Origin of the sequence: Roseibium sp. MMSF_3412 (assembly GCF_030733265.1) — a bacterium.
GTDB lineage: Bacteria > Pseudomonadota > Alphaproteobacteria > Rhizobiales > Stappiaceae > Roseibium.
The window spans coordinates 73140-95780 of record NZ_JASHJI010000025.1; the positions used below are offsets into that span (position 1 = coordinate 73140).

Sequence of the window (22641 nt, forward strand, 5' to 3'; positions counted from 1 at the left end):
ACGCCTACTCCTCAAATCCGTCTTTACCTGCAGATTTTTCGCGAATTGCAGTTCTATCGCGAAGCCGGTGATTGCAACTGCCCCTCCTGCAATTCCAGATCCGCGATATGGCAGTTTCCGGGTTCATCGCCCCCCCCTCTGGATCTTCCGGAACGATGCTAGTTTGACGGTATCTTCGGAAGCATGTCCTCGGCGGGCGCTTGTGCTTGTGCCTGCGCGGCCGGAGCCGCCAGCGCGGGAGCCGAACTGTTGCTTGCGATTGCAACCGTGAGACGCTCCGCAGCCTCGGGCGACATTTTTGCCAGTACATCAGCCATTTTGCGCGGTTTCATCTGGCGCACGACCTTGAGCAGGATAGGCAGACTCAGGCGGTTGAAGATCCTGGCCGCGTCTTTCGGCTTCATCGTTTCGTACATGGTGACCAGACCGGCGACTTCGTCCAGTTCCTGTTGCCGTTTCTTCTCGACCACGGCCTCGATGCGCTGCTCAAGCACTTTCAACTCGTCGACCCGCTTCTGGATCCGCTCTTCTGTTGCCTGGAGCAGTTTTTCTCTCAGATCCAGCTGACCTTTCTGTTCCTGCAGGGACTCGCGGCGTCTGCCGAGACTCTCCAGAACGGCCCGCTCGGCCGCCGAGCCGCCAATCTCCAGATTGTCGGGCAACACGGGCTGCACCGGCAATGCAGGCTCGGTCGGGCCGGCCGGCGGCACTGGCATTGTGTCGACCTCGGCAGACATTGTCTCGCCGGCGGCTTCTCCCTCGGCAGGCGTCTCCTGCGCGACTGCGCCATTGATGGGCAGACTTCCGCTCTCGGGTCCGAAGGTGAACCCGAGCAGCTTCAACGCGAGCAGCGCACTCGCGGAAACACCCAACAATGGCAGCAGTCTCAAATTCATGCAGCAGCACCGTTCCGCCTGCGGAATTGTTCAAGTCTTGCGGTCGCTTCGGCCGCCGCGCTGCTGATGTCCGCCGCACGGCTTGTGCGCTTGCGCTCCGGCTCGAAGACCGGAGCCGCCGCGACCTGTGCGGGTTGCGCAACCTGGTGAGGCTGCACGGTTTGCGCAGGCGGCGCGGCATAGCCGGCCGGTTGCGGCACATGCTCGACAGGTTCCACAGGCGACCGGACTGCATATGCCTCGGCTCGCGGCGCAGGCTCCGGATGCGAAGACGCGGCACGCGCAGCCTCTGCAATCTGCGAAATTCTGGTAAAGATTTTCTCACCCTCGCCGATCTGGTCAGCGAGGCTGCCGGACATGGTTTCCGCTTGCTTAAGACGCGTGCCCAGAACCTTGTCCGCCTCAGCCGCCGTCGTTTTCAGTCCGAGTATCGCGCGCTCGGCAATCTCTGTCGCGGTCATGAGTTCGGAAATCGTGGCCCGCAGGACCTCCTCGTCCGCGCGCAGGCGCTGCAGACGGCGGTTCAACGTCCAGCAATACCCGATCGTGATGAGCAACAGCACCGCGACCAAGCCTTCAATGATCATTCCGATTGGCAAAGTGCTCATGGCTGCTCCATTTCGTTCTGCATGGCGCGCTCGAAAGCGGCCAGGGTCATTTTCGGCTTGCGCAGGTTCTTTGCGACCCTGATCGCGATGGAATCCTCGACCTTTCCCAGCGTGCCTTCCGTCAGCGGGACATTGCCGCACTTGATCGTGACCGGGTCCGCCGGATCCACGTCGAACACGAGGGTCTGGCCGATATCCAGGCTGAGCACGCGGCTCAGCGGCAGATGCGTTTCGTAAAGCACCGCATCGACCTCGACTTCCGCCGCGTGGATTTCGCTGGCCAGATGGCCTTCCCAGATCGGATCGCGGCCGAATTTCTCACCCATGAACATCTGGAGCAGCAGATCGCGGATCGGCTCCAGAGTTGCGTAGGGCATCATGATCTCGACCGAACCGCCCCGGTCTTCCATGTCAATGCGGAGCTCGACGAGAATAGCGGCGTTTGCAGGGCGCGAGATGGCGGCGAAGCGCGGATTGGTTTCCAGGCGCTCCAGGTTGAAATGGACCGGCGACAGCGGTGCGAATGCCTGCTCTGCATCCTGCAGGATCAGCGCAACCATCTGCTGCACGAGACCCGTCTCGATTGTCGTATAGGGGCGGCCTTCCACCCGGACCGCAGACGTGCCTCGCCCGCCACCGAGCAGCACGTCGATGATTGAGTAGATCAGGCTGGATTCAACGGTTATCAGGCCGAAACCGTCCCACTCCTCCGCCTTGAAAACACCAAGGATCGCGGGCAGCGGAATCGAGTTGAGGTAGTCGCCGAAACGGACCGAACTTATGGAATCCAGTGAAACTTCCACGTTGTCGGAGGTAAAATTGCGCAAGGACGTCGTGGTCAGCCGGACAAGCCGGTCGAACACGATTTCCAGCATGGGCAACCGCTCGTAGGAGACCATCGCCGAGTTGATCAGTGCGCGGATACCGCTCTGATCACCTGCGATTGTGTCCTCGATATTGAAGCCGAGGAGGTTGTCGATTTCCTCCTGGTTGAGAACACGGTCCGCGCCACGCGTGGCATTTTCCAGGTCCGGCTCGCTGTCGTCGATCATTGCCGCCCATTGGGCGGCCATGTCGTCCGAGCTCCCGGCTCCCTGCTCCTCTAGCGCAGCCCCCCAGGCTGCGGCAAGGTCGTCATCATCGTCACCGGCGCCTTGCTCTGCGAGTGCGGCTCCCCAGGCATCGGCCATGTCCTCTTCGGACAGATCTTCGTCGTCGCTGTCAGCCATTCAATGTGTCACTGAACAAGGATTTCCTTGAACAGAACCCCTTCTACTCTTGCCGGGTAGACCGACAGATTGATCCGTCTGAGCAATTCTTCCTTCAAACGGAACAGACCGGCAGACCCTTCCAGGTCCGCGGGGCGCAACTCACGCAGATAAATTTGAAACGCATCCAGAATTCGCGGAAGGAACGGCTGGATCTGGTCGATCATGGAGCGATTTTCAACCTCGAGCGCGATCCGCACCTTCAGGTAGGTCGTCCGGCCTTCCGTCGCCAGGTTCACCGTCATTTCCGGAAGATCGAAGAACACAACGGGTTTTTGAACCTCGATCGGCTCGGCCGTGTCGCCCTGAACCATCATCGGAGCCTCGGACCCCATCAGGAAGTAGTAGGCGCCGCCTCCTGCGGCCAGCAGAACGACCAGCCCGATCCCGCCGAACAAGAGCAGCTTTTTCTTCTTCCCACCTGCTGCGCCCCCACCGCCGTCTTCTTCGACGTCGTCGGCAGCTGCGGTTTCGTCAGCCATGTCGCACTCCGCATAATTCAGCGCTCGCGCGCGGTATTTATTACTAAAGAGTTAAAGGTTAACGAATGGTTACCAGCCATTAACGCGAGTCACCGGGCAAATATTGCCAGGTGGTTAACTTCTGCCGGAATCTCTTGCCGCACGCACCCTCGCCGTTTCGTTTTTACCCAGATTTCCCAAGGATTTAAAAACTGGCACGCCGCATGCATTAACCTTAACGAGCCCGCGGTCTGGGGAGATTGGCTGGCTCTTCGGGGAGCAAAAGGAGCCGTTCACATGGAGAACGCACTATTCATTGGCCTGTCGCGTCAGGCCGCCTTGCGGAATCAGCTGGACGTGATCGCCAACAACATGGCGAACATCAACACGTCAGGCTTCAAGACGCAGAACCTGCTGTTTGAGGAATACATGATGCCGGTCGCCAGGGCGACCGAGTTCCAGGCGCAGGACGAAACGCTTTCCTACGTTCTCGACTACGCCACGCACACGGATTTTACCAATGGAAGCTTCAGGGCAACCGGCAACGACTATGACCTTGCGCTTGAAGGTGACGGCTTTTTTGTCGTTCAGCTTGCCGATGGCACCGAGGCCTACACGCGCAACGGTGCCTTTCACCTGAATACGGACGGGCAGCTCATGTCGTCCGAAGGTTGGCCGGTCCTGACATCAGCAGGACCAATCACCTTCACCGCGGAAGACGGCCTTGTCGAGATTTCACAGGATGGAACCATCGCCACGGAACTCGGCAACCGGGGCCAGATCCGTGTTGTTGCATTTGAAAGGCCGCAGGATCTGGAGAAACGGGGGGAAACCACGTTCACGGGTGAAGATCCCCAGATCCCTGAAAATACGCGGATTGTGCAGGGGGCGTTGGAGCAGTCGAATGTCGATGGCGTCTTTGAAGTCACCCGCCTCATCGAGATCACCCGATCCTACGAATCCGTTTCCAAGATGCTGAAGGACGCGGACGAACTGCGCCAGCAGGCAATCGCGACACTCGGCAAGATTCAGGCCTGACGGCACTAGGGAGCAAGGACAATGAAAGCACTCCAGATCGCCGCAACCGGCATGAAGGCGCAGGAACAGAATGTCGAGGTCATCTCGAACAACGTGGCCAACATGCGTACCACGGGCTTCAAGAAACAACGGGCCGACTTCCAGGACCTCCTCTATCAGAACCTGCGCAGGATGGGCACGGAGACGTCGGATGCCGGCACGATCGTGCCGACAGGCGTCCAGATCGGTTCGGGCGTCAAGCTTGCCTCCACAGCCCGCATCATGTCGCAAGGCTCGCTCGAACAGACGGATGACGCGCTCGACATTGCCATCAGGGGCGAAGGTTTTTTCCAGATCGACCTGCCGGACGGAACGACCGGCTATACCCGTGACGGATCGTTTGAACGGGATGCGGACGGACAGCTGGTCACGGTCGACGGCTACACCGTCAATCCCGGCATTTCCATTCCCGAGAACATTCAGGACCTGACCATATCGAACGACGGCTCGGTTCAGGGTGTCGACAACACCGGCGCAACACAGCAGCTCGGTCAGATCCAGCTCGCGCGTTTCGTGAACAAGGCCGGGCTTGAAGCGATCGGGGACAACCTGTTTCTGGAAACGGATGCCAGCGGCGCCGCGGAAACCGGCAACCCGAGCGACAATGGATTTGGCAGTCTGCAGCAGTATTTCCTCGAGATGTCCAATGTCGACGCGGTGACGGAAATTTCCGACCTGATCGCGGCGCAGCGCGCCTACGAGATGAACTCCCAGATCATCCAGGCCGCAGACGAGATGTACTCGACCACGACGAACCTCCGCTAACCGGGATGGCTGAGATGATGACACAGCTTTACAAGGCCGCGCTTGGCATCCTGTTAACGGGCATCGCCTGCTGCTCGGCGCTGGCAGACAATCCGCCGGTCCTGCGCTCCCAGGTCAAGACGCTGTCTGAAATCGTCACGGTCGGCGACTTCTATTCCAATGCGGGGGCACATGCCGAAAAGCCGCTGTTCAGATCTCCGGACATGGGCACATCGGGCAATGTCGCCGCGAACCTTGTTGCCGAACGCGCCCGGGCGGCTGGCCTGACATCCGCCGGAACGGACGGATTGCGCACGGTGATCGTCCATCGCGGGGCAACCAGGATCAACAGGGAGCATCTGGCAGACCTTGTGAAGAAGGCCCTCGCCCAGCGCAATGCCGCAATTGATCATGACAGCCTCGACGTGACGCTGTTGCACGCGCCGGCCCAGATTCTCGCCGACCCGAAGGTCGCCGATCCCGTGCGGTTCGATAGCGTTGAATGGACGGAAGCCAACGGCAGGTTCGTGATTCGGGCAACGGTGTCCGTGGAGAACGGGTCCAAAGCCCTGATCCTTTCCGGAATAGCCCAGGAGATGGTCGAGGTCATGGTTCTTGCCCAGCCCCTGCGGCGTGGCGATCTTCTGAAGGAAGAGGATCTGACCAACATTCGAATGGTCCGCTCGAGCGTTCCAACCGGTGCGGTCTTCTCGCCGGACGACATTGTCGGCAAGGAAGCCAAGACCAACGTCAGGGCGAACACCCCGCTCTCGCGCAGAACCTTCCAGCACCCGGTTCTGGTCGGACGCGGCGACAAGGTGACGGTCACTTTCAACATGCCCGGCCTGAAGCTCACGTCCAGGGCCAAGGCGCTCGACGACGGCGCAAAAGGCGATGTCATTGATGTCATGAACCTCCAGTCCCGCCGCATCGTGCCGGCCATTGTAACCTCCCGCGGCCAGGTGCGCGTTCAAACCGCCAATCCTGTTGTTGCAAGCCTGAACAGCGAGACCAACTGATGCTGACTTCCCGACACAGACACCTGATGGCAAGCATCGCCCTGACTGCCCTGCTTGCCGGATGCAGCACCGCTGATCAGCTTGCACAGGTTGGCCAGCAGCCTGCCCTCAACGCGATCCAGGATCCGACCACGACCCCGGGCTACCGGCCGGTCCAGATGCCCATGCCCGAACCGCAGCAGGTGCACTACAATCCAAACTCACTCTGGCAGTCAGGCAGCCGCGCCTTCTTCAAGGACCAGCGCGCCAGCCAGGTCGGCGACATTCTGACCGTCGTGGTCACCATCGACGACGAAGCTGAAATCGAGAACACCACGGAACGCAACCGGACCGAATCGAGCGGCGCAGGTGTGGGCGGTGCGCTCGGAACGGCCATCGACACGATCTTCCTGCCGGCCGGAACCGCCGCCAGCGACCTTGCGAATGTCGGCAGCAACTCCAGCTTCCAGGGCGCAGGCAGCGTCGACCGCGAGGAAACGCTGCAGACACAGATCGCCGCGGTGGTGACCCAGGTCCTGCCCAACGGCAATCTCGTGATCGAGGGCAGGCAGGAAGTGCGCGTCAACTTCGAGGTTCGTGAGCTCATCGTTGCCGGTATCGTCAGACCGGAAGACATCACCGCCAACAACCGCATCGCCAGCGAGCAGATCGCCGAGGCCCGGATCGGGTACGGCGGCCGTGGCCAGATCACGACGGTCCAGCAGCCGCGTGTCGGCAACCAGGTCCTGGATATCCTGCTGCCCTTCTGATCAGGACATACCGAATTCAGTCCCCCGGCCAGCCTTGGTCAAAGTGTTCTAGAAGCTTTGCCCGGGGCGGCTGACGACGGGCACGGCATCTCGCTCCCCGAGTGCCGTGCCCGTTCTCGTTTTTCGATCTAAATCGCTTTTCTGATATGACGCAGCGTCATTTTTTCAATAGAATAGACTGGATCGATTCAGGTAACCGGAGGCACCATGCGCCCGCTATTCTTGACTGTCGTTTGCTTTTTGTTTTTGTCGACTACACCAGTCCTGGCCGCCACATGTGGAAACGGACCAAACGGGTTCGAAGCCTGGAAGCAGGACTTCATTGCCAATTCCAAACGCTACGGATTGAAGCAAAGAACCGTCAAATCCGCATTGCAGAACGTGAAATACAACTCCAAGGTCATCCGGCTGGACCGGAACCAGAAGTCGTTCAAGCTCAGTTTCCAGCAGTTCTACGCAAAGCGCGTCAACAACGCGATGATCCGCCGCGGCCAGAAACTTGGCAAGACATACGCGCGGCTGTTCAACCGGATCGAGAAGAAATACGGCGTCCCTGCCCCCGTCATCCTGGCCATCTGGGGCCTGGAAACAAACTACGGCGGCTATCTTGGCAACATGCCGGTCCTGCAGTCCCTCGCAACGCTGGCCTATGACTGCAGGCGCTCGAAATTCTTCACCAATGAACTGGTCAACGCCCTCAAGATTGTCCAGCGGCGCGACATGACCCCAGGAGAAATGCGCGGCGCATGGGCCGGTGAAATCGGCCAAACGCAGTTTCTCGCCTCCTCCTACATGAAGTATGCCGTTGACTATGACCGCGACGGCCGCCGGGATCTGATCCGGTCGGTGCCCGATGTCCTTGCCTCCACGGCAAACTATCTGCAGAAAAAGGGATGGCGCCGGGGACAGCCCTGGGGGCCCGGCACAGCAAACTACCGGGTGATCAGGGAATGGAACAAGGCGAGTGTCTACGTCCAGACGATTTCGGTCATGGCGGACAAGATCGCCAACTGACTGAAACCGGCAGACATGAAAAAGGCCTTCCCGGTTCGGGAAGGCCCTGAAGGTGTTCAGGCCAACCGCATCCGGCCGGCCCGCCGTTTCTGGAAATCAGTCGTCGCGATAGACTTTTTCGCGACGCTCATGCGCCTCCTGTGCCTCGATCGACAAGGTCGCGATCGGCCTTGCCTCGAGGCGCCGCAGGGAAATCGGCTCGCCGGTTTCCTCGCAATAACCGTAACTCCCGTCCGCGATCCGTTCCAAAGCATCGTCGATCTTTGAAATCAGCTTGCGTTGCCGGTCCCGAGCGCGCAGCTCGATCGAGCGGTCCGTTTCAGAAGACGCCCTGTCGGCGAAGTCAGGATGGTTCTGGCTTTCTTCCTGAAGGTTGGTAAGCGTTTCCTTGCTTTCCTTCAGAATCTCATCTTTCCATGCAAGCAGCTTGTCTCGAAAATACTCGCGCTGCCTGTCGTTCATAAACGGCTCGTGTTCAGAGGGACGATAGTCAGACTCAATTTCAACCGTCATCGATAGCTCCGGATTACCGTTAGGCCGCGCGCAATATATAGCCGCTTCCATCAGGCGACAACGGTTCATTTTTGAAAAATATCATTAAAAAAATGTCATAATTTTCAATTTGTTGCGCGCAAATCAACGAGTTTCACCGTAAATTAAGGCCAAGTTTTTCCTTCACCTGTCCGTGAAACGGCCAAGCTTTGCGAGTTCAACTTTCACTCGCAATTCGATCTCTTCCAGTACCGAATCAACGCGGTCGTCCCCGCTCGATTTGCGCTCGGCAACCTGACTTGCAAGCGCCTCCAGGCGCGCTTCGGAGACAACGCCGGCGAGCAGGTCGGCCCGCACGGCCTCAAGCGAATCGAGCATGGAATGCCCGTGTCTTGCCGCTCTGGAGCGGCGTTCGGCGCGTTCATCGACCTCCTGCAACGCAAGCAGGGCATCCATTCCCTGGATCGCGTTGCCGCCGGCAACCTGCGTCGATTGAGCGACATCAGCGCCCAGATCGGGTTTGAATTCTTCGGCACCGGACGCGGACTTCTTCCGTGCCCCCTTGCCCTGGACTCCCGTAACGGGTTTGTTGCCTGTGATGCGCATGACGATCTTTCAGCCTGGTTGGATCCTGTCTCGGCCGAAAATGCTCCGGATCTCTCGTGTCGCCTGTCAAAACTCCCGGCAAGGGTAAATGAGTCCTTGCGCACGAGGCAATATTTGCCGACCGGGAAAAAGGTTTCATTAACCAGTTTCGTCACGAGCTACGTGAAAACGCCTGTTTGCGCCCGATTTTCCTACGGAACACCGGGACTTGCGCCAAAATGCCTGTTCCCGGACCCAGGTGGCACGGCTTTCGCATAGGAAAGCGCAACGTGGGTAATCCGGCAACCAGACCGGAAAAAATGAACCGAGAACAGTGATGCGAGAATTGCGCAGGGAAATTTCAGGACGGTTGGCACAGGTGCTGCTTGTTGCAGGGCTTGCGATTGTCGGAGCTGCCGTGAGCCTGACTTCAACGCATGCAGCCTCCCGGATCAAGGATATCGCGGATTTCGAAGGCATCCGCGAAAACCAGCTGATCGGGTACGGCCTCGTCGTTGGATTGAACGGTACGGGCGATTCCCTCAACAACACGCCATTTACCCAGCAAAGCCTGCAGGCCATGCTGGAACGTCTGGGTGTAAACACCCGGAACATCGCCTTGAACACCGATACGGTTGCGGCGGTCATGGTAACGGCAAACCTGCCGCCGTTCGCAACCCAGGGCACGCGGATCGACGTCAATGTCAGCGCGCTCGGCGACGCGGACTCGCTTCAGGGAGGCACGTTGCTGGTCACGCCTCTTGTCGGCGCCGATGGTGAGGTTTACGCAATCGCGCAGGGATCGGTGGCAATCGGCGGCTTTTCAGTTCAGGCGGATGCTGCGTCGGTTGTGCGCGGCGTGCCGACTGCCGGCAGGATCGCAAACGGCGGTCTCGTTGAACGCGAGCTTGAATTCAAACTCGCCTCCCTCACCTCGCTGCGTCTTGCGCTGCGCAATCCCGACCTGACCACGGCGCGGCGCGTCGCCCTGTCCATCAACGAGTTGATCGGCATGCCGACCGCCGAACCGCTTGATCCGGGAACGGTGCGCCTTGATCTGCCCATGAACTACGACGGCAACATTGTAGACCTGCTCACGGATATCGAGCAGCTCATCGTCGAACCGGACCTCGCCGCACGGATCGTCATTGACGAGAACTCCGGCATCATCGTCATGGGACAGGACGTTAAAGTGTCGATGGTCGCCGTTGCGCAAGGCAATCTCACGGTCACGATCGCGGAAACACCGCAAGTGTCCCAACCACTGCCCTTCGCCGACAATGGTCAGACGGTTGTCGTCCCACGCTCCGAAGTTGGCGTGGACGAGGATGGCACGAAACTGGCAATCGTTCCGGAAACCATCACGCTGAAGCAACTGGTTGACGGTCTGAATGCTCTGGGCATCGGTCCCCGCGACATGATCTCCATCCTTCAGGCGATCAAGGCCGCAGGCGCTCTTCAGGCCGAGATCGAGGTGCTGTGATGCTGGAAACAACGGCAGCATATACCAACCGGCCGGACCCGATGGCATCGCTCCGCGGCGTCGACACGAACAACAAGAGTGCGGTGCGCGAAGCGGCCGAGGAATTCGAAGCGGTTTTCCTGAACACGATGCTGCAAAACATGTTCACCGGACTGAACGAGGGGGGCACCTGGGGTGGCGGAACCGGTTCCGACGCCTGGCAGGATCTCCTGATCGACGAATATGCGCGTTCCATTGCCGAGGCGGGCGGAATTGGCCTTGCCGACAGCGTCGAACGCGAATTGCTGAATCTGCAGGAGGGGGCTCTATGACAGCACAGCCGAATTCCAACACGTTTCCGTTTTCTCTGGAAAGGCCCACGAGCAAACAGGAAGCGGATAATTTCTGCGCGGCCCTGTCCGGGACCATGGAAGCGCTTCTGTCGGTCATCGAAATGGAGACCGACCTTGTCAGAGCCGGCAAGCTCAAGGAAGCCGGTGAACTGCAGCCCGACAAGGCCCGGCTCATTCATGAATACACCCGCGGCATGATGGCGGCGAAAGAACATGCGGTCGCGCTTGGCAATCTCTCGTCAGCGGCAACCCAGTCCTTGCGGCGTCAGCATGGCGAGTTCCAGCCTGTCCTTCGAATAAACCTTGCAGTCCTGTCGACCGCACGCGACGTCGCCAACAGTCTGGTTTCTACCGTCGCAAAGGCAGCGGGTGCGAAAAACGCCTCAGCGCCGACCACCTATGGACGTGACGGCGCGGCCCCGTCCGGCCCCCAATCCGCCCGTGGCATCGCGGTCAATCAGGCACTCTGATCAGAGGAGGCCTGTCATCCAGGCATTGAAAAGCCTCCCGAGCCGGGAGGCTTTTCTGCGTCCGTACGAAGCAAGAAGACCGGGACAGCGAATCAAAATCCTGATTCGCGGATCGGACAATCCGGTAATTCCTAATCATTTCGTTAACAGAAGATTCATTTCCTTACGTTAAGTTCGAATTTGTACGGGTGTTTGTTTTGAGTATCCCGGAGGGAAAGATGTTGGACACGGGAATTGCCCGGCCGCCATCGCCGACCTACACGGCGATCACGCCGGTAACACGGGCTCCAGAAAAGAACGAGCCGGCCGCCAGGACGGAATTGCCTGCACGGGAAACCGTCGGCCCTTCAGCCGATTCAAGTGAAAGCCAACGTGCAGCTCAGAATGGCCGCGACGGCAAATCCCTCTTTGAGAGCGTGACCCCGCAACTGGACCGCCGCAACGTCGTCGACCCGGAAAGCAACAGCGTCATCTATCAGGCAACCAACACCGATACCGGTGAAGTGGTTCGTCAGGTGCCGAGCGAAACGCTCCGCCGGCTGCGCGCCTATGCAGAGTCGATCGAAACGCAGGCCACACAGGCACCTGCATCCAATCTGCAGCGGACCGTGTAAACGAGCGCACCGCCCTCCACTTTTCAAAAATGACCGACTGCGCACCTCCCAGGCGCGCATTTCCTTCTCTTCTGCCATCACATCTTGCCAGCTGAACCGGATTCCGTGATCGTTTTCAGAGCGATACGCCGCTAACGCTGAGTCTAGTTCAAGGTTAAAATTCAAAGTTAAAATAATTCAAATCGTTGAATTAACCAATTAACCAAATAAATTTACGATATTGATTCACGAATACTTTAGGTTAAATCACGCTAACCAAATATATTATCATTTAATACAATATCGACCGTCAGAGTTCAGCTGTCATTCAGGAAGAATGGCTTTCAAAACAGAAGGAACTCTGTAATGGCAGACATTACACTTTCAAGTGCAGTGCGGACGAACCTGATCGCTCTTCAGACAACCTCTCAGCTGATGAGCTCTGTTCAGGAACGCCTGTCAACGGGCAAGAAGGTGAATTCGGCTCTCGATAATCCGAACTCATTCTTCACCGCACAAGGTCTGGAAAACCGTGCCAACGACCTTTCCACCCTGCTGGACGACATGGGCCAATCGGTTCAGACCCTGAAAGCAGCCGACGAAGGTATCAGCGCGATCTCCGATCTTGTTGATGCTGCAAAAGCAAAGGCCAATCAGGCCCTGCAGACGTCAAGCCAGTCCGAACGCAAGGATTTCTCTGCTGAATACAACGAACTCCTGACCCAGATCGAAGACCTGGCGAAGGATGCCGGATATCAGGGCAAGAACCTGTTGGGCGGCACGGGCAACGACCTGTCGGTGACTTTCAACGAAGACGGTTCTTCATCGCTTTCGATTTCGGCTGTCGATTACACCGACACCGCTTCGAGCACCGGCCTGAATCTGTCTGATCTTGCTGTGGCAGCTGATGGCACGGCAACGCTGGCGCTGACAAACGGCACCGCCGGTGCGGCTGCCCTTACGGCTGGCGCAACCGTTGTGTCGGATGATGACTTCGCCGCAGGTGACACGCTGACGCTGACCGACAGCACCGGCACGGAGCTTGGCTCGCTTGAAATCACGGCGACCACGACCGTTCAGGATGTTGCGGATTTCGTTGGCAACTCGAGCAGCGACATCTCTGCCACCGTCGGCACCGGTATTGTCATCACCTCCGACATTGGTGTGACACTGTCTTCGGATGGTGCTCAGGCGGACGTCTCGGTGACCCCGGGCACCGCAAACGGCTTTGCGACCGACACCGACATCGACAATGCACTGTCGGCCCTCACCCGGGCACAGGACACGCTGCGTGCCCAGGCATCCACGTTCGGTACCAACCTTTCCATCGTGGAAAACCGTCAGGACTTCACCAAGGCCCTGATCAACACGCTTGAGGAAGGCGCGGGTCAGCTGACCCTGGCGGACACCAACGAGGAAGGTGCAAACCTCCTGGCGCTGCAGACCCAGCAGACACTGGCATCAACCTCGCTGTCCCTGGCAGCGCAGGCCGACCAGAACGTGCTGCGGCTCTTCTAAGAAACGCGATCGTCCGGGCGTGACCCGGCTGAAACAAGCGAAGCGGCGGACACATGCTCCGCCGCTTCTTTTTTGTAAGACACGCAAGATGAAATGCGTCTAGTTACAGAGCGTTAAGGTTAAGCCACGCTAACCAAACATCTTTAGAGCTTGTTTTCAAATTCGGTCGTTTGATGAGCCTCGAACCCAGGAAGGGTTCCGTATCTCGTATTCCTAGAAGGGAAACAAAATGACTGACATTACACTGTCGAGCGCGGTGCGCTCGAACCTGAATGCACTCCAGGCAACTTCCGATCTCATGTCCAACGTGCAAGAGCGACTTGCAACGGGCAAGAAGGTGAATTCGGCTCTTGATAATCCGAACTCATTCTTCACCGCGAAGGGCTTGCAAAACCGCGCCAGTGACCTTTCCACCCTGCTTGACGACATGGGCCAATCGGTTCAGACCCTGAAAGCGGCCGACGAAGGCATCGGCGCAATCTCCGACCTTGTTGATGCTGCAAAAGCAAAGGCCAACCAGGCCCTGCAGACGTCAAGCCAGTCCGAACGCAAGGATTTCACTGCCGAGTACAACGAACTCCTGACCCAGATCGAAGACCTGGCGAAGGATGCCGGATACAAAGGCAAGAACCTGTTGGGCGGCACGGGCAACGACCTGTCGGTGATCTTTAACGAAGATGGCACGTCTTCGCTTTCGATTTCGGCTGTCGATTACACCGACACCGCTTCGAGCACCGGCCTGAATCTATCTGATCTTGCTGTGGCAGCTGATGGCACGGCAACGCTGGCGCTGACAAACGGCACCGCCGGTGCGGCTGCCCTTACGGCTGGCGCAACCGTTGTGTCGGATGATGACTTCGCCGCAGGTGACACGCTGACGCTGACCGACAGCACCGGCACGGAGCTTGGCTCGCTTGAAATCACGGCGACCACGACCGTTCAGGATGTTGCGGATTTCGTTGGCAATTCGAGCAGCGACATCTCGGCGACCGTCGGCACCGGCATTGTCATCACATCCGACATTGGTGTGACACTGTCTTCGGATGGTGCTCAGGCGGACGTCTCCGTGACGCCGGCAACAGCAAACGGCTTTGCAACCGATACCGACATCGACAATGTCTTGTCCGCCCTCACCCGGGCGCAGGACACGCTGCGTGCCCAGGCATCCACGTTCGGTACCAACCTTTCCATCGTGGAAAACCGTCAGGACTTCACCAATGCCCTGATCAACACGCTTGAGGAAGGTGCGGGTCAGCTGACCCTGGCGGATACCAACGAGGAAGGTGCAAACCTCCTGGCGCTTCAGACCCAGCAGTCCCTGGCATCAACCTCGCTGTCCCTGGCAGCGCAGGCCGACCAGAACGTGCTGCGTCTCTTCTAAACCAGCAAGCGTTTTCAAAGACTCATTCAAGGCGGGCTTCGGCCCGCCTTTTTTGATTCCCTCCCGCACATGTACTGAAGCCTCTTTCGCAGGCGCCACCCTGCCCGTCGTCGACAGGGCCCGCAACTGCGGATTCCTGCCGATTTCTCTTTCCAAATCAGGGCGTTAAGACGTCATTAACCCTATAATGCCATCCAATTAACCAATGATTAGGGTTAACAGGAGATGATCCTAATCAATCGGCTCAGGAAGAGCGGAAGTAGTTAGTTGACCCAGGAAAGGGATATCTAAGATGCAGGACATCACCCTGTCAGCTGCCGTGCGGCAGAACCTTCTCACACTTCAATCCACCGCAGACCTGATGTCCGGCGTCCAGAATAAACTGGCGACTGGTCTTAAGGTCAATTCGGCTCTCGACAATCCGAATTCGTTTTTCACCGCATCGGGCCTGAACTCCCGCGCAAGTGATCTGAGCAACCTGCTCGACGACATGGGACAGTCCCTGCAGACGATCAAGGCAGCCGACAAAGGTATTCAGACCATCACCGATCTGGTCGAATCCGCAAAGGCGAAAGCCAACCAGGCGCTGCAGACCCAGAGCCAGTATGAGCGCAAGACCTTTGCCGCCCAGTACAACGACCTTCTGGAACAGATTGAAGACGTTGCGAAAGACAGTTCCTATAAGGGTAAGAACCTTCTTGGCGGCGTCGGCAACGATCTGACGACAATCTTCAACGAAGACGCCACGTCGAAACAGACCATCGAATCCGTCGACTACACCGACACCGCCCTCTCCACCGGTTTGAACCTCTCCGATCTTGCCGAAGGTCAGGGTTCCACCAGCACACTGCAATTGCAGGGCGGCAAAGTCACGCTTGCACTGACAGATGGAAGCGGGGCTGCCTTGAACAGCAGCTCGGTCCTCGGAGACGCCACGGCGGTTGCGTCGACAACCACCACGCTCACATTCGTGAACAACGAAGGAACGGCCCCGGCCTCCTTGGGCGCGGTAACCGGTGCTTCCAGCGTTCAGGACCTGGTGGACGGTTTGAACGCATTGTCAGGTGTCCGTGCAGAATTCGACAACGGTACCGGCGAACTGACCATCTACAGTAACGAAGACTTCTACGTTGCCGATGGCACAATCGGTGCCGGCCTGTCCGGCCTGACAGTCGCCGCGACGGCATTTGCAACCACTTCGGCCCTGCTTGTCGACTCCGGCTCTTACGCCGTCGGCGACACGCTGACACTGACAGATGGCAACGATTTCGAGCTCGGATCTCTGGAAATCGAGGCTGATACGACGGTCGACGACCTTGAAAACTTCATCAGTGATTTCAACGGTGTCGACGCGAGCTTCAGCACTTCGTCCGGACGTATCACGATCACGTCGGAAACCGATCTCACACTGACAAGTGACAACGCGGACTTCAATGCCACCGGCTTCACGCAGGACACGGACGGCATCGTGCTGGATGCGATCTCGGACTCAGGATTTGCGACCGACAGCGACGTCAACAGGATTGTCGACAGACTAAACACCGCCCTGTCGAACCTTCGATCGCAAGCATCCGAGTTTGGTACCAACCTCTCTGTTGTTGAAATTCGTCAAGACTACACGAAGACGATGATCAATACTTTGCAGGAAGGTGCCGGTCTTCTGACCCTGGCCGATACCAACGAGGAAGGTGCGAACCTTCTGGCACTTCAGACCAGACAGCAGCTTGCATCGACCTCACTGTCCTTCGCATCGCAGGCGGACCAGACAGTGCTATCCCTCTTCTAAGTCTAGAAGAATCAGTCAGACGCACGACTCACAAGCTGACAAACAGAAACGGCGGGCTCAAGGCCCGCCGTTATCGTTTGACCCTCCGAATACAGTGCAAATTTCTAAGAAATTTCCCATATTTTTCAGCTAGTTAAAAGAAAGCTTTTGGTAACTATTATTTACATCGCGTTAATCAGTGCGTGACCGATTAACTTTCCATTCAGATTTACGTCGAGCGTGCATGCTCAACTTCGTTGGTCTGTAAGAAGCACTTTCGGCGGGTACTGAATTAGAAAAGCGGTGAAGTCTGATGTCTGATATTGTTCTATCAAGCGCGGTCCGGGACAATCTTCTGTCGCTCAAACAAACGGCAGATCTGCAATCGATCACCCAGACACGTCTGGCCACCGGCCTGAAGGTCAACACGGCGCTCGACAATCCGAATTCCTTCTTTACGGCGCAGTCACTGAACGACAGGGCGAGCGATCTTTCCAATCTGCTCGACAACATGGGACAGGCGGTCCAGACCATCAAGGCGGCCGACAAGGGCATCACGTCGATCACGAAACTCGTCGAGTCGGCAAAAGCCATTGCCAACCAGGCACTTCAGACATCCAGCGAGTTCGAGCGCAAGCAGTTCGCCAGTCAGTACAACGACATTCTCGAGCAGATCGAGGACATGGCCCGCGACTCCAGCTACAAGGGCAAGAACCTTCTCGCCGGCGCAGGCAACGAACTGGAAGTCATCTTCAACGAAGACAGTACATCTAATCTGACAGTCGAACCTGTCGACTTCACGGATACCACACTCGACGACGGACTGAACCTTGATGATCTTGACACGGGCGGTACCGGCACGGCCTCGTTCAACCTTTTTGGCGGCACGGGATCACTGACACTCACCGGTCTGCAGGCGTCCTCGAACCTGACCGACCTCGGCGACTGGGCAAACGGTGACCAGGTGACCATTACGGACAGCTCCGGCACGACGACACTAACCGTCGGAACCGACATCACGACCGTTCAGGACTATGTCGACGCGCTCAACGATCTGGACGGTGTCCATACGAGCTTCGACGAATCGACCGACTCGATCAACATCACGAGCGGCACCTCCGGTCCGATCCACATTTCCAAGGACAATGCGGGCGGTGGAACAGCGACCGACGGCGGTGCAACCGGTGGCACGACAACATCGCTGACGGTCAGCGCTCTGAGTTCGACTTCAACACTGGTCACCTCCGGTGGGTTCCAGGCCGGCGACACGATCACCATCACCGATGGCAATGGCTTCGAACCGGCCTCGATTGAAATCGATGATGAAACGACCGTAAGCGACCTCGTCAGCTTCATCGACAACGTAAAGGGTCTGGATGCATCGTTCTCGGGCGGCAGCATCAGCCTGATCGGTGAAGTTTCCTTTGATATAACAAGCAGTAACACGGACTTTAACCGGACAACGCTCGGCAGCACTTCAGGGACTGTCGGCCTGTCGGCGGCGGCATCCGAGTTCAAGTCAGACACCGATATTGACCGAACGCTTCAGGCGATCAATGCTGCGTTGGACGAACTGAGGACGGCGGCGAGATCCATGGGTACGTCTCTCTCGACGGTTGAAATCAGAACCGATTTCACACAACAGCTCATCAACACTCTCGAGGTGGGCGCGGGTGAGCTGACAATCGCGGACATGAACGAGGAAGGCGCAAACATGCTTGCCCTGCAGACGCGGCAGCAGCTCTCGTCGACCGCCTTGTCGCTCGCGAACCAGGCAGACCAGAGCGTCTTGAGCCTGTTCGGTTAACAGCCTGGGTGAAAAGCATTAAGGTATCGGCCAAACACGTTAACCAATTTGTTAGTGTTTGACGGCGATACTCAAGCGTGGAGGTCAAGGAATGGCGCTCAAGGTCGAGCTAAAACCGGGCGAAAGGATTATCATTGGTGACAGTGTCATCACAAATGACAATCAGCGGACCCGTCTGTTTATCGAAGGCCAGGCTCCCATTCTGCGAGAAAAGGACATTCTCACGCCCGCCACAGCGGATACGCCGGCGAAACGTGTCTACCTGGCCGTTCAGCTCATGTATTTGTCCACGGATCTGGAGAGAATTCAGGAGAATTACTTCACTCTCGTAAACGACATTGTGAAGGCGGCGCCAAGTACGATTCCTTACGTTACAAGAATTAGTAACGCCATCCTAACCGGCGCCTTCTATAAAGCACTGAAAGAAGCACGCAAGCTCATCGAGTATGAAGGGACGCTGATCGGTCATGTACAAACAGGCAGCGCAAGCTTACCAGAAAACCAGCCAGGTGGCGGTGTCACCGAGGGAACTGGAAGCGAATCTGCTGATGAAAGCCGCAGCCCGGCTGCAGCTGATCAAGGATGAATGGCAAGAGTCCTCGCTCGCAGAAAAAGACGATGCGCTGGTCTATAATCGGAAGCTCTGGAGCATACTTGTAACCTCGGCAACAAGCGATGAGAGCCAGTTGCCGCAGGACATCAAGAACAATATCGCATCGCTTGCCGTGTTTGTTTTCAAGCAGACCATTGCCGTGATAACGACGGAAAATCCCGACAAGATCAATTCGCTCATCAGCATAAACAGGGCGATTGCGGAAGGGTTACGTGCACGCGCCGAAGCCACCGAGTGATCTTCGCACAAGACGAAAACGAGCAAAGCCGGGTCAGATACCCGGCTTTTTTGTTTGAAACGCGGGTCTGACCCCGAAGTGTTAGAGATAGTCGGAAAGACTGAGGTTGAAGACAATGGAAGAGGCCCGGTAGGACACCTCGATATTGTTCTGAAGCTGAAGGATCTCCGCGGCGACCTGGTTCTGGTCGATGCTTTCGATCTCGGCGATCGTTCCCTCGTAGGTGCTCTTCATCTGAACATGTCTCTCGCTCGTGAGCGAGACGGTCCTGTTCGTGATTGCGATGTCGGTCGCAATATCGACAATCCCGGACTGGTCAACACCAACCGGCTGCAGGATGCCACGCAAATTGGCCGACAGTTCGTTGTAATACTCTTCATCCGTCTGTGTGCCGCCGGAAAAATCGGCAGCAACAAAGGTCGCCAGTGACTGCACGAGTTCTTTCAGGGGTGTTTCGTTGGCCCTTACACCGTAGCTCACGGTCAGGTTGGAATCGATGACCGCATTCTTGTCGGCCCGTGCATCGGTCGTTGCCGTGTTGCGCCCGGTATACCATTCAACGGTGGTCGACGCCCCGGATACCTGAGCTGTCGCGCTGTCGAACGGAGGACCGTCGACCCGCATGGGTACCGCGCCGGAAAAAGTGGCAAAGAACTCGTCCGATGCCCATTCGTCGGATACCGCCCGCAGGGTCGTCTGCGCATGATTCTCGATTTCGTCGGTCAGGGCTGTGAGCAGGTTCTGTGCCGTCTCTTCCAGGTCGAGGCCGATCGCGAATGTTCCCTCAACTTCGTTTGTCGAAGCGGCGGTCAGCTCAATGGTTACGGTTTCGGTATGTGTTGGCGGAAGGGTGAGCTCGACCGTGATGCTGTCGCCAAGGTTCGGCTGCCCCGTGAACTGAACGTCGAAACTGTCCGGATCCGCCCCGAGCGGTCCTGTGAGCGTCGCATTGGTCAGCGTTGAGGTAACGCTCGAGATGTCGAAACCGAAGTCATGCGCGCCATCTTCGGCGATCGTGAAGGTCGAGTCGGTTGGCACAAGGCCGGCATAGTTTGTCGTCAGCGGTGAAATCGTCAGCCGTCCGTTGTCGGATGCGCCGAGATTGGCCTGCTGGTATTCGCTGAGATAGGTCTCCAGGCCATCAAGCCCTCCCTCCCCTTTCATGATCGCATCAAGGGCGGCCACGGGATCGGTGATGGCATCGGTTCCGCCGAAGATGTAGTAGCCGGCAATTTCGGTGTTTAGAATGTTCAGCGCCTCGGTCAGAAGCAACTCGGCGCGCGTCTGCGTCTGTGTCTGACCATCGTCCTGCAGGATGAAATCATTGCTATCCAGGGCCGATTTGGAATCCTGGCGCAACGATTCCAGCCGCTCCAGGGACATCGACAGGGTTTCCAGATGCAGATTGGATATGGTGATCGTCTCCTGGTAACTTTCAATCAGGCTGACCTTTTGCGTCAGCTGGATGTCCAGAAGCCTGTTATCGCCAATCTCGCCGTAAGTGGTGCCGACCTTGCCGGTGGCCAGCTGCGTGGTCTTCTCCGACAGCAGGCTGCTCAGGTCACCAAGCTGCTGCGTGAGATAGGACCGTGACGTCGTGATTGTCGAGAAAGTCATTTCGCACCTTAAACGATATTCAGAAGCTCATCGAAGAGATCCTTGATGGTCTGCATAACCCGGGCATTGGCCGCATAAGCGTTCTCAAGCTGCACCATGAAGGCAAGCTCGGTATCCAGATCGACGGCATAGCTTTCCTCGTAGCGGACTGCGAGGTTGACCGTCAGCGTCTCCTTGGCTGTGGCAAAGGTCTTTGCGTCCTCGGCCTGATTGCCCTGAAAAGCGATCGTGTTGTTGACGTAGCTGATCACCGTTCCCTCAAAGGGGGAGTCCGTACTGCCGATCCCGGCCTCCGGGTCGAAATAGACAACACCCTGGCTCAGCGCATTGAGCAGGAACTCGGGGCGCGCCGGATCATTCGAAGTATTTGCAGAAGGTGTCGTCTGGTAGTCGATCAACAGCGAACTGTCGGCAACAAGGGCCGGGTTGACGCTGATGCCGGCCGCGTAACCGACGCGCTGGCCTCCGGACTCCAGGGCGTCCGAGAACAGCTCGGTGCCCGCACGCTGATCCACAAAGACCGCCAGCCCGAGCCCCTGGTCACTGTCGGCCGTGACCGTGACGCTGGCCCCAAGGCTCTGGACACTTGTGGGCGCACCGGCATCTCCAAGAACGCGCAATTCATCAGACCCGTTGTTGCTGACCTGAAGACCCGTCGCCGCAAGGGCCGCCGTGATGTTCGTGATATAGGTCGCCGGAGTGCCGCTTGAAATGTCGATCCCGAACACCGTGTCATTCGGATTTGCCGTTGCCGTGTCATCGAGTGGCAGCAGGCTCGGATCGGACACGGCCAGCAAGGTAATCGTCTGCGCGACGCCGCCGGTATCGGTGTATTCCAGAGTGATCGTGTTTCCCGGCTGCAGACCTGAAACATCCAGATCGAAACCGTCATCGGGCCCGACGGTGGCAGCGGCGCTATCCACCGGCACATTCGAAAACGCAAGAGAGATCTCGGCGGCAATCGTGTCGAGCTGCCTCTGGGCTTCCACCAGTATTTCGTCCCGCAGCTCCGCTGTCGCGATCATTGCGCCGGAATTGGACGCAGCGATCACGTCATAGGTCGATCCGCCGGGTGTTGTCGCCAGCACGGTTTGACCGGCGGCGCCAGGCTGCAGCGAGTGTGTCGTGACGAAGCTCAGGGTGGATGCCTGGCCGTCCGAATAGAGCTGCTGACCGTCCGCGGTCTGAATGAAGAGCGTGTTGTTTGCGCCGTCGGAAACTTCAATGTCGAGATATCCGGACAGTTGTTCGATCAGCCGGTCGCGTTCGTCTTCCATATCCGCCGTCGACACATTGGACTGTGTCGCGTCCCGGATCGCGGAATCTATGTCTTCGATACTCGTCAGAAGGTTGTTGACGGTCTGGGTCTGGAGCGACAGCGAGTCATCTGCTTCCTGCCGCAGATCGCTGATCCGCTCATAAGCACTGTTCAGCTCACGCGCAAAAGCCTCGGAAGCCGCAATCACTTCCTGCTGTGCCGTGTAATTGCTCGGATCATTCATCAGCGACGAAAGCGCGGAAGAAAGGTTTCCCACCAGCGTTGACAGCCCGGCATTGTCGCCGATCGTTCCGAATATTTCATCAAGCCGGCCGGTGAAGCTCGAGATCTGTTTTGCGTAATTCGTGTCTGCAAGCGAACCGAAATAGTCCGCCTGGATCTTTTCATCGACAATTCTGGTGATCTCGGTGGCGGTAAGCCCGGCAACATTGCCCTGCCCGTCGAAATACGCCTTCGCCGAGATTGTCTTTTTGGAATAACCGACCGTGTCCGCGTTGGCGATGTTGTTTGCGGTCACATCCAGCTGGCGCTGATTGTAGGTGATACCGAAGACCGCAGTGTTCAGGGCGCTTGAAAGACCCATGGCGGGTTCTCCTTTAACGGACGCGACGACGCCGGAACCGCCAGCAGGT

The 22641-nt window shown here is 57.7% G+C and carries 23 protein-coding genes; 15 read left to right on the forward strand and 8 right to left on the reverse strand.

Going from position 1 to position 22641, the window contains the following annotated elements; all coding sequences use genetic code 11:
• Window positions 1-158 precede the first annotated feature (158 nt).
• From RBB49_RS27625 to RBB49_RS27640, 4 genes are read right to left on the reverse strand one after another with little or no spacing between them, the layout of a single operon-like run.
• A complete protein-coding gene (locus RBB49_RS27625; protein WP_306146199.1) occupies window positions 159-896 on the reverse strand; it encodes a MotE family protein in 738 nt (245 codons plus the stop codon).
• Entirely contained in the window at window positions 893-1504 is a 612-nt protein-coding gene (locus RBB49_RS27630; protein ID WP_306146200.1) for a DUF6468 domain-containing protein, read from the reverse strand. The genes RBB49_RS27625 and RBB49_RS27630 overlap by 4 nt, the downstream gene beginning before the upstream one ends.
• Window positions 1501-2733: a flagellar motor switch protein FliM gene (gene fliM / locus RBB49_RS27635; RefSeq protein WP_306146201.1), complete on the reverse strand. Its 1233-nt coding sequence runs from the start codon at window positions 2731-2733 to the stop codon at window positions 1501-1503. The genes RBB49_RS27630 and fliM overlap by 4 nt, the downstream gene beginning before the upstream one ends.
• A gap of 8 nt (window positions 2734-2741) precedes the next feature.
• The gene (locus RBB49_RS27640) at window positions 2742-3254 is read right to left on the reverse strand and encodes a flagellar basal body-associated FliL family protein (RefSeq protein WP_306146202.1); all 513 of its coding nucleotides are present in this window, start codon (window positions 3252-3254) and stop codon (window positions 2742-2744) included.
• A 276-nt stretch (window positions 3255-3530) separates the two neighbouring features.
• Here RBB49_RS27640 and flgF point away from each other — a divergent pair, with 276 nt between their 5' ends.
• The 5 genes from flgF to RBB49_RS27665 all read left to right on the forward strand — a co-directional run bounded on the left by flgF (window position 3531) and on the right by RBB49_RS27665 (window position 7836).
• Complete coding sequence (gene flgF, locus RBB49_RS27645) at window positions 3531-4271, forward strand: flagellar basal-body rod protein FlgF (protein ID WP_306146203.1); 741 nt, start codon at window positions 3531-3533, stop codon at window positions 4269-4271.
• A gap of 21 nt (window positions 4272-4292) precedes the next feature.
• Window positions 4293-5075, forward strand: coding sequence for a flagellar basal-body rod protein FlgG (gene flgG, locus RBB49_RS27650; protein ID WP_306146204.1), 783 nt, complete (start codon window positions 4293-4295; stop codon window positions 5073-5075).
• 14 nt (window positions 5076-5089) lie between these two features.
• A complete protein-coding gene (gene flgA, locus RBB49_RS27655) occupies window positions 5090-6073 on the forward strand; it encodes a flagellar basal body P-ring formation chaperone FlgA (RefSeq protein ID WP_306146205.1) in 984 nt (327 codons plus the stop codon).
• Window positions 6073-6822 (forward strand): flagellar basal body L-ring protein FlgH, encoded by a 750-nt coding sequence (flgH, locus tag RBB49_RS27660; protein WP_306146206.1) that lies wholly within the window; start codon window positions 6073-6075, stop codon window positions 6820-6822. Before flgA ends, flgH begins: the two co-directional genes overlap by 1 nt.
• Before the next feature lie 246 nt (window positions 6823-7068).
• Window positions 7069-7836, forward strand: coding sequence for a lytic transglycosylase domain-containing protein (locus RBB49_RS27665; RefSeq protein WP_306146207.1), 768 nt, complete (start codon window positions 7069-7071; stop codon window positions 7834-7836).
• A gap of 96 nt (window positions 7837-7932) precedes the next feature.
• Here RBB49_RS27665 and dksA read toward each other — a convergent pair whose 3' ends face one another.
• Entirely contained in the window at window positions 7933-8349 is a 417-nt protein-coding gene (dksA, locus tag RBB49_RS27670; protein ID WP_306146208.1) for an RNA polymerase-binding protein DksA, read from the reverse strand.
• A gap of 162 nt (window positions 8350-8511) precedes the next feature.
• The gene (locus RBB49_RS27675) at window positions 8512-8934 is read right to left on the reverse strand and encodes a flagellar assembly protein FliX (RefSeq protein WP_306146209.1); all 423 of its coding nucleotides are present in this window, start codon (window positions 8932-8934) and stop codon (window positions 8512-8514) included.
• A 316-nt stretch (window positions 8935-9250) separates the two neighbouring features.
• On the opposite strand from RBB49_RS27675, the gene RBB49_RS27680 reads away from it, so the two are divergent.
• From RBB49_RS27680 to flaF, 10 genes are all read left to right on the forward strand, one after another.
• A complete protein-coding gene (locus RBB49_RS27680; protein WP_306146210.1) occupies window positions 9251-10396 on the forward strand; it encodes a flagellar basal body P-ring protein FlgI in 1146 nt (381 codons plus the stop codon).
• Complete coding sequence (locus tag RBB49_RS27685) at window positions 10396-10707, forward strand: rod-binding protein (protein WP_306146211.1); 312 nt, start codon at window positions 10396-10398, stop codon at window positions 10705-10707. The genes RBB49_RS27680 and RBB49_RS27685 overlap by 1 nt, the downstream gene beginning before the upstream one ends.
• A complete protein-coding gene (locus RBB49_RS27690; RefSeq protein WP_306146212.1) occupies window positions 10704-11198 on the forward strand; it encodes a flagellar protein FlgN in 495 nt (164 codons plus the stop codon). The genes RBB49_RS27685 and RBB49_RS27690 overlap by 4 nt, the downstream gene beginning before the upstream one ends.
• A gap of 218 nt (window positions 11199-11416) precedes the next feature.
• On the forward strand, window positions 11417-11812 hold the full coding sequence (locus RBB49_RS27695) for a hypothetical protein (RefSeq protein WP_306146213.1): 396 nt from the start codon (window positions 11417-11419) through the stop codon (window positions 11810-11812).
• A gap of 345 nt (window positions 11813-12157) precedes the next feature.
• Window positions 12158-13309 (forward strand): flagellin, encoded by a 1152-nt coding sequence (locus RBB49_RS27700; protein WP_306146214.1) that lies wholly within the window; start codon window positions 12158-12160, stop codon window positions 13307-13309.
• A gap of 229 nt (window positions 13310-13538) precedes the next feature.
• The gene (locus RBB49_RS27705) at window positions 13539-14690 is read left to right on the forward strand and encodes a flagellin (protein WP_306146215.1); all 1152 of its coding nucleotides are present in this window, start codon (window positions 13539-13541) and stop codon (window positions 14688-14690) included.
• A 292-nt stretch (window positions 14691-14982) separates the two neighbouring features.
• Window positions 14983-16476: a flagellin gene (locus tag RBB49_RS27710; RefSeq protein WP_306146216.1), complete on the forward strand. Its 1494-nt coding sequence runs from the start codon at window positions 14983-14985 to the stop codon at window positions 16474-16476.
• Window positions 16477-16768: 292 nt separating this feature from the next.
• Window positions 16769-18262, forward strand: coding sequence for a flagellin (locus RBB49_RS27715; protein ID WP_306146217.1), 1494 nt, complete (start codon window positions 16769-16771; stop codon window positions 18260-18262).
• Window positions 18263-18353: 91 nt separating this feature from the next.
• The gene (gene flbT, locus RBB49_RS27720; protein ID WP_306146218.1) at window positions 18354-18848 is read left to right on the forward strand and encodes a flagellar biosynthesis repressor FlbT; all 495 of its coding nucleotides are present in this window, start codon (window positions 18354-18356) and stop codon (window positions 18846-18848) included.
• Window positions 18730-19113, forward strand: coding sequence for a flagellar biosynthesis regulator FlaF (gene flaF, locus RBB49_RS27725; RefSeq protein WP_306146219.1), 384 nt, complete (start codon window positions 18730-18732; stop codon window positions 19111-19113). The genes flbT and flaF overlap by 119 nt, the downstream gene beginning before the upstream one ends.
• Window positions 19114-19194: 81 nt before the next feature.
• Here flaF and RBB49_RS27730 read toward each other — a convergent pair whose 3' ends face one another.
• Together RBB49_RS27730 and flgK are read right to left on the reverse strand one after the other, a co-directional pair.
• Window positions 19195-20730 (reverse strand): flagellar protein, encoded by a 1536-nt coding sequence (locus RBB49_RS27730; protein ID WP_306146220.1) that lies wholly within the window; start codon window positions 20728-20730, stop codon window positions 19195-19197.
• A gap of 8 nt (window positions 20731-20738) precedes the next feature.
• On the reverse strand, window positions 20739-22641 hold a 1903-nt coding region (gene flgK / locus RBB49_RS27735), incomplete at its 5' end, for a flagellar hook-associated protein FlgK (RefSeq protein WP_306146221.1).

What these genes read in the sequence shown, in the direction of transcription:
- RBB49_RS27625 (WP_306146199.1), bottom strand. Translation starts at nt 896, where the DNA reads ATGAATTTGAGACTGCTGCCATTGTTGGGTGTTTCCGCGAGTGCGCTG.
- RBB49_RS27630 (WP_306146200.1), bottom strand. Translation starts at nt 1,504, where the DNA reads ATGAGCACTTTGCCAATCGGAATGATCATTGAAGGCTTGGTCGCGGTG.
- fliM (WP_306146201.1), bottom strand. Translation starts at nt 2,733, where the DNA reads ATGGCTGACAGCGACGACGAAGATCTGTCCGAAGAGGACATGGCCGAT.
- RBB49_RS27640 (WP_306146202.1), bottom strand. Translation starts at nt 3,254, where the DNA reads ATGGCTGACGAAACCGCAGCTGCCGACGACGTCGAAGAAGACGGCGGT.
- flgF (WP_306146203.1), top strand. Translation starts at nt 3,531, where the DNA reads ATGGAGAACGCACTATTCATTGGCCTGTCGCGTCAGGCCGCCTTGCGG.
- flgG (WP_306146204.1), top strand. Translation starts at nt 4,293, where the DNA reads ATGAAAGCACTCCAGATCGCCGCAACCGGCATGAAGGCGCAGGAACAG.
- flgA (WP_306146205.1), top strand. Translation starts at nt 5,090, where the DNA reads ATGATGACACAGCTTTACAAGGCCGCGCTTGGCATCCTGTTAACGGGC.
- flgH (WP_306146206.1), top strand. Translation starts at nt 6,073, where the DNA reads ATGCTGACTTCCCGACACAGACACCTGATGGCAAGCATCGCCCTGACT.
- dksA (WP_306146208.1), bottom strand. Translation starts at nt 8,349, where the DNA reads ATGACGGTTGAAATTGAGTCTGACTATCGTCCCTCTGAACACGAGCCG.
- RBB49_RS27675 (WP_306146209.1), bottom strand. Translation starts at nt 8,934, where the DNA reads ATGCGCATCACAGGCAACAAACCCGTTACGGGAGTCCAGGGCAAGGGG.
- RBB49_RS27680 (WP_306146210.1), top strand. Translation starts at nt 9,251, where the DNA reads ATGCGAGAATTGCGCAGGGAAATTTCAGGACGGTTGGCACAGGTGCTG.
- RBB49_RS27685 (WP_306146211.1), top strand. Translation starts at nt 10,396, where the DNA reads ATGCTGGAAACAACGGCAGCATATACCAACCGGCCGGACCCGATGGCA.
- RBB49_RS27690 (WP_306146212.1), top strand. Translation starts at nt 10,704, where the DNA reads ATGACAGCACAGCCGAATTCCAACACGTTTCCGTTTTCTCTGGAAAGG.
- RBB49_RS27695 (WP_306146213.1), top strand. Translation starts at nt 11,417, where the DNA reads ATGTTGGACACGGGAATTGCCCGGCCGCCATCGCCGACCTACACGGCG.
- RBB49_RS27700 (WP_306146214.1), top strand. Translation starts at nt 12,158, where the DNA reads ATGGCAGACATTACACTTTCAAGTGCAGTGCGGACGAACCTGATCGCT.
- RBB49_RS27705 (WP_306146215.1), top strand. Translation starts at nt 13,539, where the DNA reads ATGACTGACATTACACTGTCGAGCGCGGTGCGCTCGAACCTGAATGCA.
- RBB49_RS27710 (WP_306146216.1), top strand. Translation starts at nt 14,983, where the DNA reads ATGCAGGACATCACCCTGTCAGCTGCCGTGCGGCAGAACCTTCTCACA.
- RBB49_RS27715 (WP_306146217.1), top strand. Translation starts at nt 16,769, where the DNA reads ATGTCTGATATTGTTCTATCAAGCGCGGTCCGGGACAATCTTCTGTCG.
- flbT (WP_306146218.1), top strand. Translation starts at nt 18,354, where the DNA reads ATGGCGCTCAAGGTCGAGCTAAAACCGGGCGAAAGGATTATCATTGGT.
- flaF (WP_306146219.1), top strand. Translation starts at nt 18,730, where the DNA reads ATGTACAAACAGGCAGCGCAAGCTTACCAGAAAACCAGCCAGGTGGCG.
- RBB49_RS27730 (WP_306146220.1), bottom strand. Translation starts at nt 20,730, where the DNA reads ATGACTTTCTCGACAATCACGACGTCACGGTCCTATCTCACGCAGCAG.